This window comes from Aeromonas sp. R7-5 (genome assembly GCF_040908015.1).
Taxonomy (GTDB): domain Bacteria; phylum Pseudomonadota; class Gammaproteobacteria; order Enterobacterales; family Aeromonadaceae; genus Aeromonas; species Aeromonas caviae.
Genome location: NZ_JBFOCZ010000025.1, coordinates 44464 through 66757 on the forward strand (window position 1 = coordinate 44464; position 22294 = coordinate 66757).

Genomic DNA, 22294 nt, shown 5'->3' on the forward strand with positions numbered 1-22294 from the left:
GACTGCGGAAGCGGTGGTAGGGCTCAGTTCATTCACTAAGAAGGAAGGTTCAGATTGCAAGTCACATTTCCAATGATCAAGGCCGTGTTGTGGCTGGGGGTATTCGGTATTGCCGTTGTCGGTACCATCGATCGCCTGTACTGGGTGAACAGCGAGGGGCTTAGTGGGGCTATGTCGTCAAGCCTGCTGGAGGATAAGTACGGCATAACGCTTGATGATATGTGCCGCCACGACAAACCTCAGCACGTCGATTTCAAAGTCCTACCTGACAAGACACTCCAGTTACGATGTTCTTGGTTTGAAGGCGGTGGGTTGAGCCTGTGGCCGTTCTACTCCACGATCAGTGTGAGTAAGCCCGAGGTGGTTGACGCATTTTCCCGGCTGTTCACTGGCCCGGATCTAGAATAACGCGATGGAGGCCGTAGTGAACTATCAACTTGACCTGTTTCATGTGCAGGAGGCCTATGCCAAGGCTGATAGGCCTCTCTCCAACACCGAGCTCTATGACTCGGTAGCCGAGCTGGCGGGCATCCCCAGGGGAGCGCTGGAGGAGAAAAGCGAGATCGGCGAGGGGAAGGCCAAGCACAGCAAGCTGAAACGGCAAATCCGCTGGTATCAGCAGACGCTCAAAGCCATGAACCTGCTTCAACGGGTCGAAGGAGAACGTGGGATCTGGGCGCTTGCCAACAAGACCAAAAAGGGTCTCCATGAGGTCTTGGGTGGCGTCAGGCTGGTGGCCTACTCCACGAAACTCGGGCTGGCGGTCTGGTCTGATAACCGGAGCTTTTTCACTGATTTCAATGAACCGATCCATCTGTGTGTGACCTCGCCCCCCTATCCACTGCGGGTCACCCGCGGCTATGGCAATGTACAGGAGATGCAGTGGGTCGATTTCATCACCCAGACGCTCGAACCCATCGTGAAGAACTTGGTTCCCGGTGGTAGTGTCGTGCTCAACGTGAGCAACGATATTTTCGAGTCAAAGCTCCCCTCGCGCTCGATGTACTTGGAGCGCATGGTGCTGGCACTGCATGACCGACTAGGGTTGTCGCTGATGGACCGGTGGCCGTGGATTAACACCGCCAAGCCGCCGTCGCCAACACAATGGGCTTGCGTGAATCGAGTCCAGCTATGTTCAGGGTGGGAGCCGGTGTACTGGTTCACTAATGACCCCAGCTGTGTCCGCTCGGACAATCGCAGGGTCCTGCTTCCTCATACCGACGCCCATCAGCGCCTGATGGATGCGGGTGGCGATCGCCGAGTGGTGACCTACGGCGATGGGGCCTACCGGCTACGGGGTAATGCTTTCGGAAAACAGACACAGGGGCGTATCCCCAAAAACGTGATCCAGCGGGGCCATCGTTGTGCTGACACGATGGGGATCCGAAAGGTGGCCAAGGAGTTGGGGCTGCCGCCTCACCCAGCAATGTTTCCAACAGACATACCTGAGTTGGCAATCCGGTTCCTCACTGAGGCTGGCGAGCTCGTGGTTGATCCCTTCTGCGGCTCCAACAAGAGCGGCCTCGCGGCAGAGCGCAATGACCGGCGCTGGGCCGCCTGTGACAACATCCTTGAGTACATCAGGCAGCAGGCCGAGATGTTCACCGGTTTCGATGGATTTTGGATGAACCCTGCGATTGCAATGGTGGGTAATGGGGGAGCTTGTAATTGAGTGAAGTGAACGAGAAAGGCATGGAACAACGAATTGCGGCGGTACAGCCAAAGCTCAAAGCGGTATATACCCTTGCCATATCTGCTACTGCTCATGGGGCGCAGCAAGTCGAGATTTACTGCAAAGGACTCCTTGTTTGACGAGCCAAGGGATTCGAACACGGTTTTGAGTCCGATTTTGCACGAGAGTTGTCGATGGTGACTGTCGCCGATTCCGTTCCAAATAGAGGGCTGGCGGTTTGATAGCTGAGGAGAACCGGCTGTCATCTGGTGGGCTACCAGGAACAGGTGTCACAGTATCGACTGGGGTTGAGCTACCACAGATGAGATTTGTACTGACAGCGCAAACTCTTACAAAAACGGCCAACTGGCCGTTTTTGCTTCCTGAATGTATTTACAGAACCATAATAAGCGATTGCAGCATCATTTTATGAACGCTAGAATATTTCACATGTGAAAGTTTGGGGGGTGATCTGTATCACCTAGCGAAAACAACATAGGGGTCGGTATGGCAAAAGTCATCAGCTTCGCCAACCAGAAGGGCGGAGTGGGTAAAAGTACCATATGTATCCAGCAAGCCTTTTATCTGTCGATGAAGAAGAAGAAGAAAGTGCTCGTTATGGACATGGATGGTCAGGGTAACACCTCCTCTCGGCTGGCCGCCAAGCGTGATCTTGGCGATGGTGAGTTCGAGCCGATTTTTTCGGGTACAAAGACAGCAGAGCTGTTTGCCCATGAACTACCTCATATAGAGGTTATGCACTGTCCATGCGGAGCAGACCTAATTCACACACCCAAGAACGACCCGGATCTGTTTGAGATGGAGGCTGTGCCTCTTGACCAAGCTATGAACCCAGCACGTCACTTGGCCGCATTATTTGAGCAATATGACTATGTGCTTATTGATTGTGCCCCTAGCCTTGGTAGAAAGCTTGTGGCCGCGCTGGTGATGTCCACCCACGTTGCATGTCCAGTAAAGCTGTCAGGGTTCGCTGTAGATGGCGTGGAGGGTCTTCTCAATACCATCATCGGTGTTAGAGCCCAGTACAACCCGGATTTGGAGATCCTGGGGATACTAATTAACGATATGGATCGCTCTGTTAACCATGACAAGGCATTAAAGGCACTCCAAAAGGAGGTGCCGGATCTCCTGTTCCAGAACAAGATTATGCACCGCCCGCCTCTTGATACCGCAACGACCGATGGCATTCCTGTGTGGGAATTGCAATACGGCCATGTTGCTGCGAAAGAGGTACAAGCTGTGTTGGAAGAAATGATTGATAAGGTGGGTTAACGATGGCTCTTGGTAACCTTAAAGGTCTATCCGAACTTGCTAATGTCGCAAAGGGAAAGACAGGGAAACAGGTGTTGAGCGTACCTGTTACAGATGTGGTTTCGAAGGCGCAGGTTCGCAAGCGCTTCCGGAATATTGAAGAACTTGCGGCAACTATTGTTACAGAAGGCCAGCAATCGCCGATCATTGTGTCCCCCAAGGGGGATGATGGTAAATATGTCATCCAAAAGGGAGAGCGCCGTTGGAGGGCCTGTAAACATGCTGCCATTCCAAATATTGACATCATTGTAAATGATAAGGACCAAGACGAACTGGATGAGACTGCTGGGGAACTGATAGAGAACATCCAGCGTGACGATCTTACCCCGTTGGAAATTGCAGAAGCGTTGGACAAATTCGCCCAAGCGGGCTGGAAGAAGAAAGACATTGCTCTACGTCTGGGCGTGAACAATTCGTTCGTCTCATCGCATTTGTCATTGTTAAAGATGCCTGACTGTGTGCGTGAGCTCTATGACGGCGACATATCCTCTGACACAGAAACCCTGAACAACCTGCGTCAACTGTTCGAACTAAATGCCGATCGCTGTCGAGCCATTTGTGCTGTTGCGATGACTGATGGGGTCACCCGTAAGCAGAGTCGTGAACTGCTAAATGATGCAAAGCGCATCCAGGAAAAGCTGGATAGCGTCCAACTTCCTGGGCTGGTGGGCGATAATGATGGGGCTGGTGGAAAGGGCAATAGCGATCTACCTCCACCGGAACAAGAAAATGTCACGTCGGAACAAGATAACAAGCATCAGGCTGGCAGTGGTAGTGGCAATAGCGATCTTGACCTGATTGAGGAAGTATCCGGAACAGGCACAGGTAACTCCGCACCGGCTGAGCCCGAAAAGCATAAGAAGCCCAACAAAACCAACACTGACAAGGAAGGTGGGGATGCGCTCCCCCCCATGGAAAAGGATCGGGAATGGAAGGCGGTTAGAGCCGATAATCTGATCTTCGTTGTCCATGTGCTGGTGGGTGAGGAAGTGAAGAAAGGGGTTATCATGACAGATCGGGTTGCCCTGAACCCTTCAACCATCTGGGTTAAGACGCTGGACTTTAATGGAAAGGAAATAACGATTAATGTGCCAGCATCAAGTATCGAGATCTTGAGTATTGAAGGTTAAGTGAATGCCCTGCCACGCCGGGGTTTTGTCAAGAACGGGGGCATATGACTATTTCGCGAGACATTAAACGTAAATTTGAACTGGTGAATGCCTTGTCGAAGAAGAACAGGCCTAGCTTGAATGATCTGTTTCTGGAAACAGGCATCCCTGAGTCAACAATCAAGAGACAAATTTCCGCATTGCGAGAAGAGTTTGGGATGGAGATTTTGTTCATCCGAGGGTATAGGGGAGCTCCGGGCGAACCAGGCGCAGCAGGTTATTACATGCTGGCAAACTGGGGAATTTTAGACAGAGCCGCGTTCTTGAAGAGGTATGGCAAGCTATAGCCAGTCTCGAAATAAAAAACCCGCCATCGGCGGGTTTTTTTATGCGGCCGCTGTAGCCGTGGCATGGTGTTGGGCGTAGTAACCGATCCCGGTAGGGCGCCGAGTCAGACTATCGACTCCAACTATGCTGAGTGTTTTGGGAGAGACATTGCGGGACTCAAAGAAGTATAACAACTGCAACATGCTGCACTTGACCATTAATCTATCGATATCTTCGAGATAAATCGATGCGCTGCTCATGGCTTCTGGCCCTTGGTTCTCCAGCAAGTTATCCATCCACTTAATGGCATTTATTCCCGAGCCGCAGCAAGGTTCATAGAAGTCAGCAGACGGTGCTGTACCCACCAACAGCGATAGAAGGTGACCTACTTCTGGTGGAGTCGGGAAGTAGTTTGTCCCTTTCTTGTGAAACCCAGACATGCTGAGCACGTAGCCAAGCACGTCACTGGTGGGATCCTGCCGCATAGCTGCTGACAGTACATGCGATAGCTCGATAGCAATAGGTTGTAGCTCATTTGGAATTGAATGGACGGCAGGATAGAGCCCAGTCTGGAGGTAGGCCCATTGGTCAATAAATGCCTCGACAAAAGGAGCTGTGCCCATCCGGTAACGCGCTTGCTCAATTAGCGAGAGCGCCTTGTTCACTAGGGGGGTTATCTGAGGTGTCATTGAATGCTCCTGCGTAGTGACAGAACAAAGTTGTTGGCGCCTGAGACGAAGACCCCCGGCCATGTGCCAGGGGTCATTGAGACAACCTTAGGATGGCTGTCTGTTACCTATCTTCGAGCTACACAACTTTGCTATCGCCTCCCCGCACCACTCAGGCATTGTAGAAATCAGGGGAAGCGCTGTCTCCAGCGGCATATTGGGGACATCGACCAAGCGGACCCGCTTTGCAGATCGACTGGCGTCGTTACTTACAGTATGATGGGATTGCATACTAACTCCTCCGATAAGAGTGTGTGTAGGCCCCCTGTTCGCCCAGGGGGTTTTTTTTTGGCACTCACATTACAGCATCAAAAAATGGCGTTAGTCAAATCAAAAAATGATTCTGTGATGTTTTGGGGAAGCCATCCATCAACATCTTGACTAGAGAGTTTAGTTATTTAATATTGGCTCATAATTTGAGTCAGTTAAAATGGGGAAAAACATGCGTATTGACGTGAACGTGCCGGAGGGAGCCAGTGGCCCTTGGCGCGTTGAGGCGTTCAGCGTTTCGGCTCAAGAGTCTGAAATGACCTTGGCACGAGCAAAAATTCAAGGTGCTATCAATGAGTTTGTCCCCGCAGGTAATTACACGCGGCTGATGCGGGAAGATATTGTGGTCATGTCAAATACCCCAATGGAGATCCGTACCAACAGGGCTTTCATTCGCAGAGCCAAGGGAAAAGTCCTCATCAATGGCCTGGGGTTGGGGATGGTTCTGGGGGCCATCTTGAACAAGCCAGAAATAGAATCGGTGACAGTGGTGGAGTATTCGGAAGACGTCATCAAGTTAGTTGGGCCGTCGTTCCGTGACGACTCTAGGGTTCGGGTTGTCCATGCTTGTGCGTTTGAATACCAACCTGAGCAAGGTGCTTTTTTTGATGCAGTCTGGCACGACATCTGGGATGAGATCAGTGAGAAAAATTTGCCGGAAATGCACAAGCTTCACCGCAAGTACGGTAAACGGACGAATTGGCAAGGTTCTTGGGCTCGGGCCGAATGTGAGATGATGCGCGATAGGGTCAAAAAATTTCACATGTGAAATAAAAATGAACCGGTAGAACAACGCGAGAGACTCAAGGATCTGAGTTAGAGGGGAGATAACTATGAAGGCTGAAATCGGCCCTCAGTCGATATTGAAGTCATGTGTCCTTATGGTCATGCCGCTCTGGCTATTTTGGACTTTAGGCCATACCTACATGCAGGATCGAACCTTGAGGCAATTCTACGGGGAAGGGCAATATGTGCGCTCTCCAACAGATCACATGGTGATGGGCAATAGCGTCGGCGTTCACTATCTCAAGGAGCTGAGAGCCAAACAAGGTAGCGACATGCAGTACCAATGTATTGGTGTAACAAATGTCGATGGCAGCAAGGCTAGTTTGTCATTTCAAGTGAAAGGTGAACCCGTATGTTGTTCGCTGGCGAAAGAACAGTGGAGCATCCCCTTTAAAGTCATTGGCGACAGCCTGCACCTGCTATGCGGTGAATGGCCCAACGATAATGAAGTGGTGATGTCCCCCATCCCCAAAGGATGAAGTAATGGTTGCTAATTTGAAGCATGGTTCTAGTTACGGTATCAAGGCCCAGTTGAGCAACGATGGGGGGCGTATAACCGAACAACTCCCGATCGGGCTGTCTTTTCAGGCCTCAAAATGTCAATGGAAAGCCCAGCACAAGGGACAGATGGTTACCTACAGCACTGCCAGGTACGGAGACACAGCTGAGGATCTGGCACGCAGGGCGCTGGAAAAAATGTTGGCTGGCACCTTTGATCCGGTAGCAGATGACCTTCAATTCAAGCACTCATGGCGCATGGGGGACGCTGCCAAGCAGATGGGAATGACGCTAGGGCAACTGCGGCAGTGGATGCTGACGGGGGTTGTCAATGGTTTGGAGATCCGTCCCCCCCAGCGGGATGTCAAAGGGGTGGACAGAATCACAGGGCATGAATTGATCTTGGCTCAAGAACGGCTTACTGCCAGCACCAACCATCCATGCCAATGAGGTAGAGGAGGGACGAAAAATGCAAGAATTCACCGCAGACCCCATTGAGGGCGAAATGAGCTACGAAGAGAAGAACGCCGCGCTGGATGCGATAATTTGCCCGCTACCCAATCCGCGCTACACAATAGACGCTCCATTCCGTTACATCGAGCATATGCTGAATGGCTACGATAAGGACTGGGGGGGCCTAAATCTTGACCCTGATTTCCAGCGCGGCCATGTATGGACGCCTGAGCAGCGGGTTGCCTTCATGGAGGGCATATTCCGGGGCACCGTAGGGGATAGCCAGCGCATCATCCAGTTCAACGCTCCGCACTGGGACAACCACCACGGCGGAGACCTGCCTAACGAGCTCCAGATCGTGGACGGATTGCAGCGCCTCACAACTGTTCGCATGTTCATGGCCGGGGAGTTCGCCATTTTTGGCGGCCTGAAAGCCTGCGACCTCGACGGCTCACGCTACGCGGTCAATCGCCCCAACTACCGCTTGCAGTTCGCCATACACAACTTTGCGAACCGAGCCGACCTACTCCGGTATTACCTCGCCATTAACTCTGGCGGGACACCACATAGCACCAGTGAGATCGAGCGGGTTAAGGGGCTGCTGGCCGCAGCCACCAAGGTAGTCTGACTCGGGGCGGCGACCCTAATCACAATTCATAGAGGAAAAAATGGCATGAAAAAATTTGTGCAAGTCATGGGTTCGCGAAATGTTTTTTACGTGTTTTTACTGTTGCTCCTGTTTGGCTATATCAAGGGGTGGTATGCATCTGGCACTGTTTTTGTTGGGCTTGCGGTAATAACGGTACTGGGTGTCAGTTCAGCCCTGATAAGCAAAAGATAGTAAGAGGAAAAGCGGGATGAGCTCAACACCAAAAGCGGAAATGGTGCTGATTAACGGGGTGTCGTGGACTGAGCACGAAGAGGCTTTTCTAAGGGCCAATCATGCCACAATGACCCATGAAGAAATGAGCCGCCACATGGACAGAACGGTGGAGGCGGTGAGGCATCGCTGCAAGTTCCTCGGTCTTTCCAAAAGACCTCGCTGGACGGCAGATGAAGAGGCATTTCTGACTACCAACTTTGGCAAGATGACCCAAAAAGAGATCGCAATTCAGATGGGGCGATCGTTACTATCGGTACAAAAGCAAGCTCTACGACAAGGGTTGTGTAGCCCAAAAGGTAAACCTTGGACCGAAGAGGATAATGCCTTTCTTGAAGCACACCGACGAATCATGACATATCGTGAGATGGCTGCGGTGCTTGGTCGTACTCATGGCGCCGTTACGTTGCAGTGCCACAAACTGGCAAAGTTGTCTTCCGAGCAGGATTGCGATCTCTGCGCATCACCGGCACGCGGGTGATAAGATCAAGCAACATAGAGAAATGTAAATATTATGCTAGGCTGTTTTATATTAATCTTTACGGCGTTCGCTGCAATTTCTACATTAATAATGTATGTTCAGAGCTATCATGTAAGTATATCGCCAAGCGCCCCCCTTTATTTGATTAGACTGACAAGCCCATCAAATACATATCCTATAATTATGACTCTGCTTTTTGCTATAGTGGCAACTAAAGCACTTGATGATATTGGTTTTGATGGGTTCATTCTGAGTTGTATTATTCTCCTTGTATGCGTGCAATATATCTTTGCTGGATTAATGCATGAAGGAGCTCGACTAAATTTACATGGGGTAGACCCAGTTCTATCTTGGTGGATTGATGATGATGGCTATGTTCACCCACACTTGATGAGTGCCAAAGGTAAAGTTCCTGAGTTGAAACCGACAAAAGAGTCTGTTGAACTTCTGCTCTCTCAGATAGAGCTAGTCGGCACTCAAGTCAGAAAACCGATAAAAGTAGATAGTCCTTTTAAAGTCGGCTATTTGGCCAAGCGGCTTACCAGAATGGGATGGCGTATCGAACATAATCCATCTACTCCATGCCACCCCGTTTTGCGATTAATGCTCCTTTTCAGACGCAGAAAATTACTGATCCCCAAGAGAATTATTTGGCGGCAAACGGCAATGATTTATCATACTGTTCTATATCCACCTATGCCTGTTTTTTAATGTGATAACTGTGTTCGAGTAATAAAGTCGGATACGGAGCAAATTACTCACATACAATAACCTCACTTATAAAATTAGAAAGGGGCCTATAGGCCCCTTCTTCGCTGTCAGTCCTTTCAAGTTCCTCAATCCTGAAAGTCGGATTTTTTGAAAGGCATTGTGGTCTTGCAATCAGGGTACCCTGTGCAGCCCCAGAACTTGGTGGCTCTGACTTTGCCGGGGGCCTTGCCTTTTCGCAGTCGCATCGGGCTGGCGCAGTCTGGACAGAGAGGGCAATCCTCTGCTGCGATTCGTTTCTCAGGTTTACCCTTATTATCAGGAAAAGTCTTTTTACAAGCCTCATTCTTGCAGGCCCAGAAGAACCCGTTTTTCCCCTTGATCCGGCTTAGGGTTTCCCCACCACAGTTGAAGCAGACATGTAACTGGGGTTTTGCCCCGGCAAATGCCTTCGCCATCGCTCCACCGTTTTGTGTTAGGGCTGGGGCCGCCGTTTTTAGCTGCTCGACCATCTGACATATCCAGGATGAGATCTGTTTCATGAAGACAGACATGTTCCCGGCGCCAGTGGCGATTTTTTCCAGTTCTTGCTCCCAAGCTGCCGTCATACCTGGAGACTTGATCGCTGGCGGTAGTACGGCTATGAGTGCATGAGCCTTCTCGGTGGCGATCAACACCTTCTTCTGGCGCTTTATGTATCCCTTGCTCACAGAGCCCTCGATGATGCTTGCTCGGGATGCCTCTGTTCCCAAACCGGCTGTGTCTTTAAGGATCTGTTTGAACTTCTCCTCGGTCACGAATCGGGCGATGTTGACCATAGCCCCCAACAGTGTTGACTCGGTGAAGTGAGGGGGAGGGCGGCTCATCTTGCTCGCAAGATCAGGCCTTTTTAGTTGTGCTGGTTCCCCTTGACTGATGCGGGGTAACTTTTCTTGTTCAATCGGTGCGTCTGTCTCATCAACTTCATCTTGGGGATCGCTCTCGCTGTCAGAGGTAAAAAGTAGTTTCCAACCCTGTTTGCTAGGTGTCTTACCAGAAGCGGTAAATAGGTGGCGGCCACTTTGCACCTCAATGACGGTCTTGGAGAATTCATGCTCGCTGTAGAACTGAGCAATGTAGAAACGGCGGATTGCATCGTACAAGTTGAGCTCGATCTCCGACATTGCACTTATGTTGATTTTGGCTGGGGTTGGGATAATCGCGTGGTGTGCCGTGACCTTACTATCATTGAACACTCTGGCCTTGCGATGTGGGTCAGCCCCGGCCACCAGCCCAGAGACTTTTGGGTCGGACAAGATGAGCGCTTGGAGGATGTCGGATATGTCCTCCTTCTGGCTTTCCGGTAGATACCGGCTATCGGTTCGTGGGTAGGTGGTGGCTTTGTGCGTTTCGTACAGAGACTGCGCTGCATCGAGCACCTGTTGAGCGGTATAACCCCAGCGACGGTTGCCGTACTGTTGTAGAGCACTGAGATTGAAGGGGAGGGGGGCGGACTCTTTACCCGGAGTTGTTTCAGCTTTGCTGATAACAGCTTGGGCGCCATTAACCTGGGAGGCTACCTGCTCAGCATAGGCTTTATTGGTGCACCTCCTCTGATCGTCACTGCACTCTTCTGGCGCTACCCACTGCGCTAAAAACTGCCCATTCTGAACAGCTACGTTGACGCTCAGTACCCAGTAAGGTGATGGTGTGAAACCCGCAATATCCCTATCGCGCTGGCACACCAGTGCGATGGTCGGGGTGAGCACCCGGCCAACGTGGAGCGTGCTTTCGAAACCGATCTGACGAGCTAGGACGGTATAGAGGCGACTGATATTCATGCCGATCAGCCAGTCAGCGCGTTGCCGTGCCATAGCTGCATAGTACATGGGTAAAGTCGCTTGACCATCCAGCACATTATCAAGCGCCTTTCGGATGTTGTGTTCATCCAGTGCACTTAGACAGACACGGCGCACCGAGCCTGAATATCGGAACCGCTCTAAGAGCGATCTCGCAATAGCTTCACCCTCACGGTCATAGTCTGTTGAGATGTAGACGGTGCTGGCTTTCTTCACCAAGCCCTCAATGATTTTGAACTGTTTGAAGGAGCTTTTGCGCACGTTGTACTGCCATGTTCCCGGCGAAATTGGCAGAGTGTCGAGAGACCATGATTTGTATTTTTCGTCGTAGTCGTCGGGCATATACAGCTCAAGCAAATGGCCAAACGCCCAGGTTACGACACGCTTGCCCCCATCATGGAGAAAGCCGTCTCCTTGTTGGGTAATCTTCAATACACCGGCAAGATCTTTTGCCTGTGAAGGTTTTTCGCAAATGTACAGGTCCATTAAACAGTCTCCATCATCGCTTGGCTCGGGTTTGCCAATTCGCTCCAGTTTCTGGCCAAGCTTTTGACTTGCGGGTGGTCTTTAGACAGATCCTTGAGTACCCCAGAGATGACATAAGCTGCCTCCTGTGGACTCCCCCTGGAAGCAGCTTCCTGGAGCATAAGAGTGAAGGCATTGACGAGATCAGCATTGCTGGTCATTTCAGTGCTTTGCATGGATTCACCACTGAGTAGGGGCGTACAGACTCACGTACAATTCGTCGTTCATCTGGGGTCACTCCTTGGCTGGTACAGAAATGGGTCCAGGCCTGTAAATAACCGTGGTAGGTGTGAACAGGCGGGATGCAGCCGGTGAGCACTTCCGAAGGAACATTTGTTGCACCTTGTGCATCGATAAAGCGCCAGTCGTGCTCGTCCATCCCTTTCCCTGCATTGCAATAGCGCTCCCAGCGGGAAATCTCATAAACGGAATAGCCTTGGCGGGCACTGGATTGGATCCCTTTGAACGCCGTCATAGTCGCTGCGATATCACCAGGCGTCAGCATCGGTGCAGGAAGGGAAATGGTTTCTGATGTTGTGCTGGTTATGTTGGATGTCAGCGAGCCATCCTGTCCCAAAACATGGACAAACGCCGGTTGTCTCAGCGCCGCCCCACCCCGCCCATAGTTGTCCCACGCAACAGTCAGGTCACGGCTGACCCGAGCAGGTTTGTCGTTGATCTCCGGGGGCTGTGGAGCTGGAGGAGCCTTCGGTGTGTTTGTTGCACACCCAGCCAGCATTGCGGCCCCAAGAATCAATAGCCGTTGTCTCATCGCGTCATTCCTTCCTTACCATCATGGATGCCCCATTCTACCGATGGAGTAAGTGGAACCTCGTTCGTCAAACTGCCCAAATTGGACAGTTAGGCAGGTGTGAGAAGAGAAATAGTTCTGAGAGCATGTAAGGATGTAAAACGATGAACATGGTTAAGTTACATGTTGAATGTCCTGAACAAGTTGTTTGGATGGGGCGGGAGTAAGGGCGAGCTCCATCAGAGTGGCAGGATTCTGCCGTTGAAGGACATGGATGAAGAAGACATCCCTCGCTACCCTCCGTTTGCTAAAGGTCTACCTGTTGCCCCGATCGACAAGATACTGGCTACTCAAGCAGAGCTGATCGAGAAGGTCAGAAATTCCCTCGGTTTCACTGTTGAGGACTTCAACCGGCTTGTATTGCCGGTGATCCGCCGTTATGCAGCATTTGTTCACCTTCTGCCCGCATCGGAGGCTCATCACCATCGGGGCGCTGGTGGATTGTTTCGTCATGGCCTAGAGGTCGCTTTTTGGGCTGCTCAGGCATCCGAGTCTGTGATCTTTTCTATTGAGGGGACGCCTAAGGAGCGGCGCGATAATGAGCCTAGATGGCGGTTGGCCAGTTGCTTTTCAGGGTTGCTGCACGATGTGGGTAAGCCGCTCGCAGATGTGTCCATTACAGACAAAAATGGGGCGGTGACTTGGAACCCCTACTTTGAATCTCTCCACGATTGGGCCGAACGCCATCACGTAGACCGATATTTTATTCGCTGGCGCGAGAAGCGCCATAAGCGCCACGAGCAGTTCTCCCTATTGGCTGTTGATCGAATCATCCCGGTTGAGACCAGAGAATATCTCTCGGAGTCTGGTCCGCTGATCATTGAGGCAATGCTTGAGGCTATTTCAGGTACCAGCGTCAACCAGCCGGTGACCAGACTGATGCTTCGTGCCGATCAGGAGAGCGTGGCCAGAGATCTGAAACAGAACCGGCTCAACGTGGACGAGTTTTCCTATGGTGTGCCCGTTGAAAGGTATGTGTTCGACGCAATTCGCCGTTTGGTTAAAACAGGAAAATGGAAGGTCAATGAGCCAGGGGCTAAGGTCTGGCATCTCCAGCAAGGTGTATTTATCGCTTGGAGAAACTTGGGTGACCTCTACGACTTGATCAGTCACGACAAAATTCCGGGTATTCCGCGAGATCCGGACACCCTTGCCGACATCCTGATCGAACGCGGGTTTGCCGTACCGAACACTGTGCAAGAGAAAGGAGATCGAGCGTACTACCGGTACTGGGAAGTGCTCCCCGAGATGCTTCAAGAGGCTACAGGCTCTATCAAGATCCTCATGTTGCGCCTTGAGTCGAATGAGCTGGTTTTTACTACTGAGCCACCAGCTGCTGTGGCTGGTGAGGTTGTGGGTGATGTGGGCGATGCGGCTATCGAGCTCATAGATCCTGATGAAACGAATGACGCTGATGATGACTCAGCTAGTGGCATGAGCGATAACTTGCTGTCTGCTGAGCAAGAAGCCATGAATGCACTGGCTGGGTTGGGATTTGGAGATGCAATGACGCTCTTGGGGGGCGGTGAGGACACAGCCACCGAGACTGTGCAAGCGTCACCAACAGTTAGCTCCACACCACAAGCAAAAGGTGCTGGTGGTCATAGAGAGAAGAAACAAGGCAAAAAAAACACTTCGCAGGAGCCCGAAAAACAGCAGCCCGAGCTATCGCCTCAGGAGATCGCGAAAAGTACCCCTCCACTGGCCGAGGACAACCCGCTGCAAGCCATCATGGATGTTGGTGGGGGCTTGGGTGGCCTCGACTTTCCATTCGATGTGTTTGTTGCAGGTACAAGCATGTCCGATGAGTCTGGTCATACACCGGCTCCGAACCTGGGTGAGAGTTCTACTAAACCGGACAACACAGATGCACCCAAGCTGGGCCTAATGAACCAGATCTTTCCGGATTTCATGAATGACGAGTCAACCGGCGAAATGGATGGGATGGCCGTACCTCCATCGTGGGCGATCGAGGAAATTCCACCATTCCAAGCCTATGAGGATCAAGTCGGCCAGCCTTTAAGTGAAGAACAGTCAAGTGTTGCTGCGCTTGAGAAGGATGCTAAGGGTGAGCTGGTGGCGCTGATGGCAACGTTCGGAGAGGCAGGACCTATTCTGGAAAAAGCCATTTTACCCGTATTGGAAGGTAAGGCCACGTTAGGCGAAGTGCTGTGCCTTATGAAAGGCCAAGCCGTGATCTTGTACCCGGAGGGGGCTCGTGCACTTGGAGCTCCGTCAGAAATACTGACGACCCTATTCCAGGCTCAAGCTATTGTGCCCGATCCGATAATGTCAGGACGCAAGGTGCAGGACTTCAATGGCATCAAAGCGATTGTTCTGACGGAACAATTGTCCAACGCGGTTATTGCAGCCATCAAGCAGGCAGAGTCTCTATTGGGGGGCTATCAAGATACTTTCGAGTTGGTTGCCTCTCCAGAGGTCAAAAAAGAGGTCAAAAAAAACCAGCCGAAGAAAAAGAGAAGTCCGCGAAAACCAAGTACAGCGGAAATTAGCGGGGTAGATTCCCCGGCTGCTTCTCCAGAAAGGGTGCTTGTGCAAGAACAGCCCGCTATTGCCGATGCGCTGGTTGTTGGCGTTCCTATCGAACCATCCCCACAGCTAGAACAACCAATCGAGACTGCTATCGAGGCAGCCCCACAACCGGACAAGGAGGTTCCGCGGAAGGAAAAAGTAGACGAACCCGTTCAGACGGCTCCGGCAGTCAAGCCCGCTACTGTGGGGACTCAGAATATCGCTCGCTTGCCGCAACGTGAAAAGTCAAAGCCTGAACAACAGCAGAAACCGGCTCGGGAATTCGACGTGAGAAGCATGGCATTGCCAGCCCCTGACCTCCTGGAGGATCAGAACCATAAAGGCGTCGGCACGGCGAAGGCGGAGGTTGATGAGGAACTATATCTCCCACCGAAAATGACAGCCGAAAAAGCGATTCAGATGCTCAAGGAGATGATCAAGAACCGTAGCGGACGGTGGTTAGTCAGCGCTGTGCTTGAAGAGGAAGGATTTCTCGTTACCAGCGACAAGGCCTTTGAGGTCATAGCTGGGGAATATGCAGTGCTCAGCAAGCATGTTCTGGGGGGAACGTTACGCCGAGCACAAAGCAGACCATTGCTCAAACAACGCCAAGGAAAACTCTATTTGGAGGTAGATAAATCGTGACTATGACCTATGACCCACTCGCTTATGAAATGCCGTGGCGGCCAAATTATGAGATGAGCGCTGTTTTTGGCTGGGTGGCCGCATCTGGCGTGGCGCTGGGCGTCCAGAGAATGACGGATATGCCACCTGAACCGTTTTACTGGATGGCGGGAATTTGTGGTGTCATGACAATGGCTCGCCTACCAAAGGCAATAAAACTTCATTTGCTCCAGAAGCATTTAAAGGGAAGGGATCTGGAGTTCATTTCCATCCGGGAGCTGCAAAAGATGATTAAGGCATCACCGGAGGAAATGTGGCTTGGGCATGGGTTTGCTTGGGAAAATCGTCATGCTCAGCGAGTGTTCGAGATACTAAAACGAGACTGGACTTCTATCGTGGGTACTGAGTCAACCGCGAGCAAGGTTGTTCGGACAATACGGGGTAAGAAGAAAAAAGAAGTCCCTATAGGCCAACCGTGGATCCATGGGGTTGAGCCAAAAGAAGAGCACCTGACGCAGCCACTCAAGCACACTGAGGGGCATTCTCTCATCGTGGGAACTACTGGCTCAGGTAAGACCAGAATGTTCGACACACTTATCTCCCAAGCCATTCTACGTGGCGAAGCTGTGATTATCATCGATCCGAAAGGTGATAAGGAGATGCGTGACAATGCGCGTCGGGCCTGTGAAGCGATGGGGCAAGCAGAACGGTTTGTCTCATTCCATCCAGCGTTTCCGGAGGAGTCTGTCCGGATTGATCCTCTGCGAAACTTCACCCGTGTTACAGAGATCGCCAGTCGCTTAGCTGCACTCATCCCCTCGGAGGGGGGGGGGGATCCGTTCAAATCGTTTGGTTGGCAGGCGCTGAACAATATCGCACAAGGCTTGATCTTGGCTTATGACCGTCCCAACTTGATTAAGCTCCGACGCTTTTTAGAAGGTGGTGCGGATGGACTTGTGATCAGAGCTGTGCAGGCTTACGCAGAACGGGTGATGCCCGACTGGGAGGCCGCAGCTGCTCCATATTTGGAAAAGGCAGCGAATGGTTCGCGTAGTAAGCTCGCCGTTGCTTTCATGGCCTTCTACAACAACGTTATCCAGCCTGAGCACCCGAGCTCTGAGCTGGAAGGTCTGCTTAATATGTTTAAGCATGATGCGACCCACTTCTCGAAGATGGTCTCTAACTTACTCCCGATCATGAACATGCTGACCTCTGGAGAGCTCGGGCCACTTCTATCACCTGATGCAACCGATCTCAGTGACGAGCGTCAGATCACTGATTCGGCCAAAATAATCAACAACGCCCAGGTGGCTTATTTAGGTCTCGACTCTCTCACCGATAACATGGTCGGCAGCGCCCTAGGTTCGATCTTCCTCTCAGATCTGACTGCGGTAGCTGGAGACCGCTACAACTACGGGGTGAACAACCTCCCGGTCAACATCTTTGTCGATGAAGCCGCAGAGGTTATCAACGATCCCTTCATTCAGCTTCTCAACAAAGGGCGCGGCGCGAAACTACGTCTTTTCGTGGCAACTCAGACCTTCGCTGACTTTGCTGCCCGCTTGGGTAGCAAAGACAAGGCACTCCAGGTTCTTGGGAACATCAACAACGTGTTTGCTCTGCGGATTGTCGATGCGGAAACCCAAGAGTACATAGCCGAAAACCTACCGAAAACACGGCTAAAGTACGTCATGCGAACACAGGGCCAGAATACCGACGGGAGTGAGCCAATTATGCATGGTGGTAACCAAGGCGAGCGGTTGATGGAGGAAGAGGCCGATCTTTTCCCCGCACAGTTGCTAGGGATGCTGCCAAATCTGGAGTACATAGCCAAAATTTCAGGTGGAAAAATTGTGAAGGGTCGCCTGCCGATCTTGACCGAGAAGTAAGGGGTCTGCCATGGGGTGTAAAAGATATGAGGAATATCAAGTCGTGACCGTAGGTAAAAACCCTTTTGAGCGAGTGATGAATGCACTAAGAAGTCGAGGCCGTAAGAATGCCCATATATTGAGTATTTTGCAGTTGGATTGGCCTGCTTCTGAATTGATTATCCAAAAACTTAGTGACTATATCAGTGACAGTATTAAGGCAAATCAGGAACCGGTTATTTATCCGATCATAGAAGAGGCTTTGTTCCGTTACAGTCAACTGGTTTTCCATGCTCAAAGATATAAATACGAAGACCCAGCAAGGCTCAGTGCCTTTTTAGATTCGCTCATTACCGAAACTTGCAAGGCTCTTGAAGTGCAGATCGCAGCGAACAATGGGGGGGATGTCTGGTCTGTCGAGTCAGGCACCTCATTTTCGGAGTGGTCCACCAATCATCCCGGCGACCTTTCGATTACCCCACATGTACATGAGGATGAGCCTTCTCTGAGAGGTCTGTTGTATGAGTTGCTTATATGTGAAAGCGTGAAAAATGTTTTGAGGAGAACAGATTATGAACAAGCCGTGGTTAGTGGTTGTCTGGTTGCTCACTCTTGAGCTGCTTGCGATTTTGTTGTTGATTCCAGGAGATTGGACTGACAGAGCGATCAAAAAAGAGTCTTCATTGGTGAAGCAGAGTTTAGGTGTAGAGGCTCAGAACTGGATACATGACAAAGCCACCATCTGGTACCAATCAAGCATCATCGATTCCGGGTTTTACGATGGGATGTATAGGACGTTGATCCCCTCCGAAGCAGAGCGAGCCCGGTCCAGAGGGATGGAAGGCATGGGTAAAGAGTGGTTTGTGTGGGTTAATGGTCGAATGGATGCTTTTGTGAGCATCATTTTCCAGTTCTACACCCGAGCTGCGCTCCTGCTGGCATGGGCTCCATACATGCTGATCTTGTTCGCTCCGGCGATCTATGACGGCTGGATGACTTGGAAAATTAAGCGGACAAATTTCGACTATGCAAGCCCTGTGCTGCATCGCTATAGCGTGCGAGGAACGATGTTCATCATGGCCGGATTGTTCATTTGTTTCTTTATCCCCTTCGCACTCGACCCGGTTGTGATCCCGCTGACGATGATGGCTTGCTGTGTGCTGATAGGTCTTACCGTCAGCAATTTCCAGAAACGCGTTTGATAGCGTGAGTTGATTTTTGTCTCCTGTTGGCCGTGTCTGAGTTTGGCACGGACCAGCGATAGTGAGCTAATTCAGTTGGGGAAATTAACCCAGACCTAGCGCTTCTGGTTACAGGGGCATTTTTTGAAAGATGAGTAGGAGATGATGGCGATGAAATTACAAAATTGTTTGCAGCTGATTATGGTAGCAATGGGAGTGCTGGTGGCTGGTCAAGCTACTGCTGCATCGGGCGATACTAACAACATCGATAAGATTAAGGCTCTGGATGCGGCCTGTCCCAGCTGTGTGAAGGTAGCGAACGATGTGATGACTATTCGGGCGGAGCATTGTCAGCTCAAGAACACATCGGCCGAGATGATGATTAGCACCATGCGCAGTGATCCAATGTATGGCTTTATGCTGGCTGTTGACTCGATGGTGGAGTCTGCGACTTATAAAACCATCCTGACGGCCGCAGCAACCCAGGTTGATTGCGGAAACCCGCAAAACTGGATCGACATGACGCAGAAGGAACTCAAGAAGATCACACCCCAAAAAGTTAGCTGATTCGATTTCATGGCTGCCTGCGAGCCGCTAAAAAATTTCACATGTGAAATTTTTTAGCGGCAGACTTGAAGCAGAAAACCAAGTTAATTGGGGCCGATGTTATACAAACAATACTGTTGGTAGAGGTGGCTGGATGTGGTTGACCTGGGGCGACCACGACATGTAAGGGGATAGTTGTGAATATTTTTAATGGACCTGATGGGAGCAAAGCTCAATTTATTCGTGACACTCTCTTGGTGCCATCATTATTGTTTGCTCTGTTTGTTTACTGGTGTGGACTGGAAATATATCTCAATGGCTTGTCTAATCCACTCCCAATGAAATTTGTTCTGTGTACATCACTTTTTATTAGTGCCATGTATGAGTTGAAAAGAGATGCATTTCGAACCGATATGGTTGCTCTCCTTGCAACTTCAATTATTTTTGCAGTATCGCCATGGTTAGCCTGTGAATACCGTAATTGGTACTTGAATTTCATTGACCAGCTCAAAGGTGTTCAGGAGGCAGCTGATGCAATAGGACATGAGTATATTCGGGCTGTAGAAAATCCAGCAGTAGGAATCGGTTCTTGCTTTGCAATGGCACTCGCAACGATAAGGTTGCCACTTAATCGTATAATTAAGGCCTCTTTGGAAAGAGCTTTTATTGTGAAAAAGTCTGATTCTGTATGCCCCCACTGTGGGCAGGTAACCCCTCATTCATAGTGAAATAAGACCTATCTCTAACTTTTCCGTGAACCGCACTGTATGAGCACCAAGAGGCCCCCTAATGTCATCAGGCTGGCGTTTATGGTGACCTTGTGAGCAGATATTTACCACTGTTGTAGATACATATGTTGACACATGTCTGGGCTGGGAATAATGTAGCTACATGTGTAGCTACAGCCATGTGTGATTAAGCATTGGGGGAACAGTGCTGCTGTTCGCATACCCAGCAAGATTTTGGCGCAAGCCAATCTGGATGTATCCAGCCCAATCAGCATTGATGTGAAGGCCGGGAAAATTGGAGCCCTGAGTCATGGGCTGGCAGGGTTTGTATTCCTAGCTGGACCGAGGTGGCCCGCGCTGGCCGTAATTGTCGAGGAAAAAGATGGACGAACAGGAAAGCAAGCTCATCACTGTATCGAATCAACTCAAGGTCGGGCCTGCTCTGGCTACCTTGCTGGTTTGTTTTTTAGTTCTGGCAGGCCACCTGTCCTGGTGGGTTATCTTGATCGTGTTTCTATGGGGCTTGGACGACTCGATAACTATCAACTGGCGCAAGCTGTTTCGCCGCCGCAGTTAAGGGAAAAACGCGATGAAAGTGCACCTCCAGCAATGGGCAGATGTAGCCCCTGGTTATCGGCAAATTGCTCGTGACCAATGGGAGCGAGAGGGCCTTGTGCCGGATCAAGTCAGGACGTGCGACCAGCTGATGGTCAAAGTAAAGAACGCGGCATCGCTCACCTCTGACCGCTCTGCCGTGACCTGTAAGCATTGCCTCAAGGCAATGGCCAAGAGATAGAGAAAAAACGCAATGGCTGACAATCGAGAGTTTGCCGAGCAAATTGGGGCCGCAGTTGCCAGCCTTGGCACTAGCGAGGCGCTTGGCTGCATGGCCAGGGTGATGTGCTGGGTTGCATCAGACCACGGCCAAACTATCCAGTTCGAGTGCGATCTCGGGGTGGTAACAATCGAACCCAAGCAGCAATCGCTGCATAGTTGAGGGAAAATCATGGGATCAACAACAGCAATTCATCAGTCAGATCTGGCAATCGTCAGGGCATGGGGAGATCAGGGACAAACCGCTGTGTTTGATGCCGACGGTGAATTGTTCGAAAGCTTCCCACCTGAAATGACTGACGAGCAGATTCGATTCTGCATCGGTCTGATTAATCGCCACTATGATCGCGGCGTCCAGCTGGGGGAGGCCCGTAAGGCCAACCAAATTAAGTCCGCGTTGGGCATCAACTGATCGAGGGTAGTTTGTTGGAACACACAGAAGGCCCTTGGGTCGTCAATGAAAAGCACCCTGCTCGTAGCAATGATGCTGAGGTTATCATCGAGCAGAAGGGGGGCAGCGCCCCTATCGCGATCTGCCCACCTATTTATGGTGGCCAGCAGAAAGCTAACGCTCGGCGCATCGTGGTCTGTCAGAAAATTTGCCGAGGTTACTCGACAGATGAACTCGAACAGAGGGGGCTTGCTGCCCTCGTCGGCGACGAGCTGCTGAAACAGGAAGGACTGCTCAAGAGCATCAGCGAGCGAATCCGCGACTGGTCTTCGATGACCCCAGCGGACATGAAAGCCGCTCTGTCTGACATTGAGGACGAGATCTCCGCAGCCGAACTGCTGTGAGCGCGATAGGAGTTAAGGGAAAACATGGCTGAGATCATGCAAATGCGGTGGCTGGGGGATAATGCTGTGGATGTGGCGGGCCTTCTGCCAGACCATAATTTTCACCACAAAGATGGTGTTCTGATCATTCACCAGCACGGCGGTGACGTCAGGATACCAAAAGGCTGGAGGTTCGCCGTTGATGATACTGGTCATGCCCATAAAGTATTGATGCTCACCAGACAGTTTACTTTGAAACCAAACTCTACTGTGACGGCCTGCCCGCGGTGTGGCAACAATACGGCATTTACCGCCTGCTCAGTTCAAGTGGTGGAAGATTGTTGCGAGGTGTTCATAATTTGCAGGTGCAGCTTTGACCCGACAGGACAGAACACCGACTACCGATTTGAGGATGTAATGGGTTACCTCAATGAGGACAATATCATGGTTGCCTTGAGGTGCTGGAATTGTGCCCTTGCCGAGGAGGCTATTACCCCATGAATCAACGAAAAGTCATGTTGACGGTCAGTGAGCTGGAATACCAAGGGCGGTTGGATGGGCGTCATGCTTGGGTGCTCAATGGATGCTGGTACTACTGGACAGACAAAGCTAACGTTGTTACGACCGATCTAGCTGGGCTTGAGCCATTCTGCCTCCTTAGGTTAGCTCTGGTGCGTGGTGAGCAAAACACCATTCGCCCGTTCACGAAAACAGATGCCAAGCGCGGGATCATCGATATGTTGAACCGTCATTAGAGTGAGCTCTGACCAAATTTAGAGGTACTGCCAG

The 22294-nt window shown here is 51.0% G+C and carries 25 protein-coding genes; 21 read left to right on the forward strand and 4 right to left on the reverse strand.

Features of this window, described 5'->3' with window-relative positions:
- Positions 1-54: 54 nt before the first annotated feature.
- From AB5Y53_RS08210 to AB5Y53_RS08225, 4 genes are all read left to right on the forward strand, one after another.
- The gene (locus AB5Y53_RS08210) at positions 55-408 is read left to right on the forward strand and encodes a hypothetical protein (RefSeq protein WP_138135586.1); all 354 of its coding nucleotides are present in this window, start codon (positions 55-57) and stop codon (positions 406-408) included.
- A 16-nt stretch (positions 409-424) separates the two neighbouring features.
- On the forward strand, positions 425-1672 hold the full coding sequence (locus AB5Y53_RS08215) for a DNA methyltransferase (RefSeq protein WP_368181593.1): 1248 nt from the start codon (positions 425-427) through the stop codon (positions 1670-1672).
- Positions 1673-2179: 507 nt separating this feature from the next.
- The gene (locus AB5Y53_RS08220) at positions 2180-2965 is read left to right on the forward strand and encodes a ParA family protein (protein WP_368181594.1); all 786 of its coding nucleotides are present in this window, start codon (positions 2180-2182) and stop codon (positions 2963-2965) included.
- Positions 2966-2967: 2 nt separating this feature from the next.
- Complete coding sequence (locus AB5Y53_RS08225) at positions 2968-4134, forward strand: ParB/RepB/Spo0J family partition protein (RefSeq protein WP_368181596.1); 1167 nt, start codon at positions 2968-2970, stop codon at positions 4132-4134.
- A gap of 365 nt (positions 4135-4499) precedes the next feature.
- Here AB5Y53_RS08225 and AB5Y53_RS08230 read toward each other — a convergent pair whose 3' ends face one another.
- Positions 4500-5129, reverse strand: a complete 630-nt coding sequence (locus tag AB5Y53_RS08230) for a hypothetical protein (RefSeq protein ID WP_047234973.1) — start codon at positions 5127-5129, stop codon at positions 4500-4502.
- 481 nt (positions 5130-5610) lie between these two features.
- Here AB5Y53_RS08230 and AB5Y53_RS08235 point away from each other — a divergent pair, with 481 nt between their 5' ends.
- The 6 genes from AB5Y53_RS08235 (at position 5611) to AB5Y53_RS08260 (ending at position 9247) form a co-directional block, all read left to right on the forward strand.
- Positions 5611-6207, forward strand: coding sequence for a hypothetical protein (locus AB5Y53_RS08235; RefSeq protein ID WP_368181597.1), 597 nt, complete (start codon positions 5611-5613; stop codon positions 6205-6207).
- A 64-nt stretch (positions 6208-6271) separates the two neighbouring features.
- The gene (locus AB5Y53_RS08240; RefSeq protein ID WP_368181599.1) at positions 6272-6703 is read left to right on the forward strand and encodes a hypothetical protein; all 432 of its coding nucleotides are present in this window, start codon (positions 6272-6274) and stop codon (positions 6701-6703) included.
- Positions 6704-6707: 4 nt separating this feature from the next.
- Positions 6708-7172, forward strand: a complete 465-nt coding sequence (locus AB5Y53_RS08245; protein ID WP_368181600.1) for a hypothetical protein — start codon at positions 6708-6710, stop codon at positions 7170-7172.
- Positions 7173-7191: 19 nt separating this feature from the next.
- Complete coding sequence (locus AB5Y53_RS08250; RefSeq protein WP_368181601.1) at positions 7192-7803, forward strand: DUF262 domain-containing protein; 612 nt, start codon at positions 7192-7194, stop codon at positions 7801-7803.
- Positions 7804-8032: 229 nt separating this feature from the next.
- Positions 8033-8536 carry a hypothetical protein gene (locus AB5Y53_RS08255; RefSeq protein ID WP_368181604.1) on the forward strand — a complete coding sequence of 168 codons (504 nt, stop codon included), beginning with the start codon at positions 8033-8035 and terminating at the stop codon, positions 8534-8536.
- Positions 8537-8569: 33 nt separating this feature from the next.
- Positions 8570-9247, forward strand: coding sequence for a hypothetical protein (locus AB5Y53_RS08260; protein ID WP_368181605.1), 678 nt, complete (start codon positions 8570-8572; stop codon positions 9245-9247).
- Positions 9248-9372: 125 nt separating this feature from the next.
- Here AB5Y53_RS08260 and AB5Y53_RS08265 read toward each other — a convergent pair whose 3' ends face one another.
- The 3 genes from AB5Y53_RS08265 to AB5Y53_RS08275 are packed head-to-tail and all read right to left on the reverse strand — an operon-like array spanning position 9373 to position 12379.
- Positions 9373-11568, reverse strand: coding sequence for a DNA topoisomerase 3 (locus AB5Y53_RS08265; RefSeq protein WP_368181606.1), 2196 nt, complete (start codon positions 11566-11568; stop codon positions 9373-9375).
- On the reverse strand, positions 11568-11783 hold the full coding sequence (locus AB5Y53_RS08270; protein ID WP_047234968.1) for a hypothetical protein: 216 nt from the start codon (positions 11781-11783) through the stop codon (positions 11568-11570). The genes AB5Y53_RS08265 and AB5Y53_RS08270 overlap by 1 nt, the downstream gene beginning before the upstream one ends.
- Positions 11765-12379 (reverse strand): hypothetical protein, encoded by a 615-nt coding sequence (locus tag AB5Y53_RS08275; protein WP_080962344.1) that lies wholly within the window; start codon positions 12377-12379, stop codon positions 11765-11767. The genes AB5Y53_RS08270 and AB5Y53_RS08275 overlap by 19 nt, the downstream gene beginning before the upstream one ends.
- Positions 12380-12541: 162 nt before the next feature.
- Here AB5Y53_RS08275 and mobH point away from each other — a divergent pair, with 162 nt between their 5' ends.
- The 11 genes from mobH to AB5Y53_RS08330 all read left to right on the forward strand — a co-directional run bounded on the left by mobH (position 12542) and on the right by AB5Y53_RS08330 (position 22260).
- Positions 12542-15595 (forward strand): MobH family relaxase, encoded by a 3054-nt coding sequence (mobH, locus tag AB5Y53_RS08280; RefSeq protein ID WP_368181607.1) that lies wholly within the window; start codon positions 12542-12544, stop codon positions 15593-15595.
- 2 nt (positions 15596-15597) lie between these two features.
- Complete coding sequence (gene traD / locus AB5Y53_RS08285) at positions 15598-17463, forward strand: conjugative transfer system coupling protein TraD (protein ID WP_059296346.1); 1866 nt, start codon at positions 15598-15600, stop codon at positions 17461-17463.
- 43 nt (positions 17464-17506) lie between these two features.
- Positions 17507-18058 (forward strand): hypothetical protein, encoded by a 552-nt coding sequence (locus AB5Y53_RS08290; RefSeq protein ID WP_230947777.1) that lies wholly within the window; start codon positions 17507-17509, stop codon positions 18056-18058.
- Entirely contained in the window at positions 18015-18644 is a 630-nt protein-coding gene (locus tag AB5Y53_RS08295; RefSeq protein WP_047234967.1) for a DUF4400 domain-containing protein, read from the forward strand. The genes AB5Y53_RS08290 and AB5Y53_RS08295 overlap by 44 nt, the downstream gene beginning before the upstream one ends.
- Before the next feature lie 141 nt (positions 18645-18785).
- Positions 18786-19190: a hypothetical protein gene (locus AB5Y53_RS08300; RefSeq protein ID WP_059296345.1), complete on the forward strand. Its 405-nt coding sequence runs from the start codon at positions 18786-18788 to the stop codon at positions 19188-19190.
- 176 nt (positions 19191-19366) lie between these two features.
- A complete protein-coding gene (locus tag AB5Y53_RS08305; RefSeq protein WP_368181610.1) occupies positions 19367-19894 on the forward strand; it encodes a hypothetical protein in 528 nt (175 codons plus the stop codon).
- Positions 19895-20279: 385 nt separating this feature from the next.
- The gene (locus AB5Y53_RS08310) at positions 20280-20474 is read left to right on the forward strand and encodes a hypothetical protein (protein WP_047234966.1); all 195 of its coding nucleotides are present in this window, start codon (positions 20280-20282) and stop codon (positions 20472-20474) included.
- Between the two features lie 429 nt (positions 20475-20903).
- A complete protein-coding gene (locus AB5Y53_RS08315; RefSeq protein WP_047234964.1) occupies positions 20904-21143 on the forward strand; it encodes a hypothetical protein in 240 nt (79 codons plus the stop codon).
- Positions 21144-21157: 14 nt separating this feature from the next.
- Entirely contained in the window at positions 21158-21526 is a 369-nt protein-coding gene (locus AB5Y53_RS08320) for a hypothetical protein (RefSeq protein WP_368181612.1), read from the forward strand.
- 24 nt (positions 21527-21550) lie between these two features.
- Positions 21551-22006 carry a hypothetical protein gene (locus AB5Y53_RS08325; RefSeq protein ID WP_047234962.1) on the forward strand — a complete coding sequence of 152 codons (456 nt, stop codon included), beginning with the start codon at positions 21551-21553 and terminating at the stop codon, positions 22004-22006.
- The gene (locus tag AB5Y53_RS08330; protein WP_047234961.1) at positions 22003-22260 is read left to right on the forward strand and encodes a hypothetical protein; all 258 of its coding nucleotides are present in this window, start codon (positions 22003-22005) and stop codon (positions 22258-22260) included. Before AB5Y53_RS08325 ends, AB5Y53_RS08330 begins: the two co-directional genes overlap by 4 nt.
- Positions 22261-22294 lie beyond the last annotated feature (34 nt).

What these genes read in the sequence shown, in the direction of transcription:
- AB5Y53_RS08230 (WP_047234973.1), bottom strand. Translation starts at nt 5,129, where the DNA reads ATGACACCTCAGATAACCCCCCTAGTGAACAAGGCGCTCTCGCTAATT.
- AB5Y53_RS08265 (WP_368181606.1), bottom strand. Translation starts at nt 11,568, where the DNA reads ATGGACCTGTACATTTGCGAAAAACCTTCACAGGCAAAAGATCTTGCC.
- AB5Y53_RS08315 (WP_047234964.1), top strand. Translation starts at nt 20,904, where the DNA reads ATGGGATCAACAACAGCAATTCATCAGTCAGATCTGGCAATCGTCAGG.
- AB5Y53_RS08330 (WP_047234961.1), top strand. Translation starts at nt 22,003, where the DNA reads ATGAATCAACGAAAAGTCATGTTGACGGTCAGTGAGCTGGAATACCAA.
- AB5Y53_RS08310 (WP_047234966.1), top strand. Translation starts at nt 20,280, where the DNA reads ATGGACGAACAGGAAAGCAAGCTCATCACTGTATCGAATCAACTCAAG.
- AB5Y53_RS08270 (WP_047234968.1), bottom strand. Translation starts at nt 11,783, where the DNA reads ATGCAAAGCACTGAAATGACCAGCAATGCTGATCTCGTCAATGCCTTC.
- AB5Y53_RS08250 (WP_368181601.1), top strand. Translation starts at nt 7,192, where the DNA reads ATGCAAGAATTCACCGCAGACCCCATTGAGGGCGAAATGAGCTACGAA.
- AB5Y53_RS08225 (WP_368181596.1), top strand. Translation starts at nt 2,968, where the DNA reads ATGGCTCTTGGTAACCTTAAAGGTCTATCCGAACTTGCTAATGTCGCA.
- AB5Y53_RS08220 (WP_368181594.1), top strand. Translation starts at nt 2,180, where the DNA reads ATGGCAAAAGTCATCAGCTTCGCCAACCAGAAGGGCGGAGTGGGTAAA.
- traD (WP_059296346.1), top strand. Translation starts at nt 15,598, where the DNA reads ATGACCTATGACCCACTCGCTTATGAAATGCCGTGGCGGCCAAATTAT.
- AB5Y53_RS08300 (WP_059296345.1), top strand. Translation starts at nt 18,786, where the DNA reads ATGATGGCGATGAAATTACAAAATTGTTTGCAGCTGATTATGGTAGCA.
- AB5Y53_RS08275 (WP_080962344.1), bottom strand. Translation starts at nt 12,379, where the DNA reads ATGAGACAACGGCTATTGATTCTTGGGGCCGCAATGCTGGCTGGGTGT.
- AB5Y53_RS08325 (WP_047234962.1), top strand. Translation starts at nt 21,551, where the DNA reads ATGGCTGAGATCATGCAAATGCGGTGGCTGGGGGATAATGCTGTGGAT.
- AB5Y53_RS08255 (WP_368181604.1), top strand. Translation starts at nt 8,033, where the DNA reads ATGAGCTCAACACCAAAAGCGGAAATGGTGCTGATTAACGGGGTGTCG.
- AB5Y53_RS08295 (WP_047234967.1), top strand. Translation starts at nt 18,015, where the DNA reads ATGAACAAGCCGTGGTTAGTGGTTGTCTGGTTGCTCACTCTTGAGCTG.
- AB5Y53_RS08235 (WP_368181597.1), top strand. Translation starts at nt 5,611, where the DNA reads ATGCGTATTGACGTGAACGTGCCGGAGGGAGCCAGTGGCCCTTGGCGC.
- AB5Y53_RS08240 (WP_368181599.1), top strand. Translation starts at nt 6,272, where the DNA reads ATGAAGGCTGAAATCGGCCCTCAGTCGATATTGAAGTCATGTGTCCTT.
- AB5Y53_RS08245 (WP_368181600.1), top strand. Translation starts at nt 6,708, where the DNA reads ATGGTTGCTAATTTGAAGCATGGTTCTAGTTACGGTATCAAGGCCCAG.
- AB5Y53_RS08260 (WP_368181605.1), top strand. Translation starts at nt 8,570, where the DNA reads ATGCTAGGCTGTTTTATATTAATCTTTACGGCGTTCGCTGCAATTTCT.
- mobH (WP_368181607.1), top strand. Translation starts at nt 12,542, where the DNA reads ATGTTGAATGTCCTGAACAAGTTGTTTGGATGGGGCGGGAGTAAGGGC.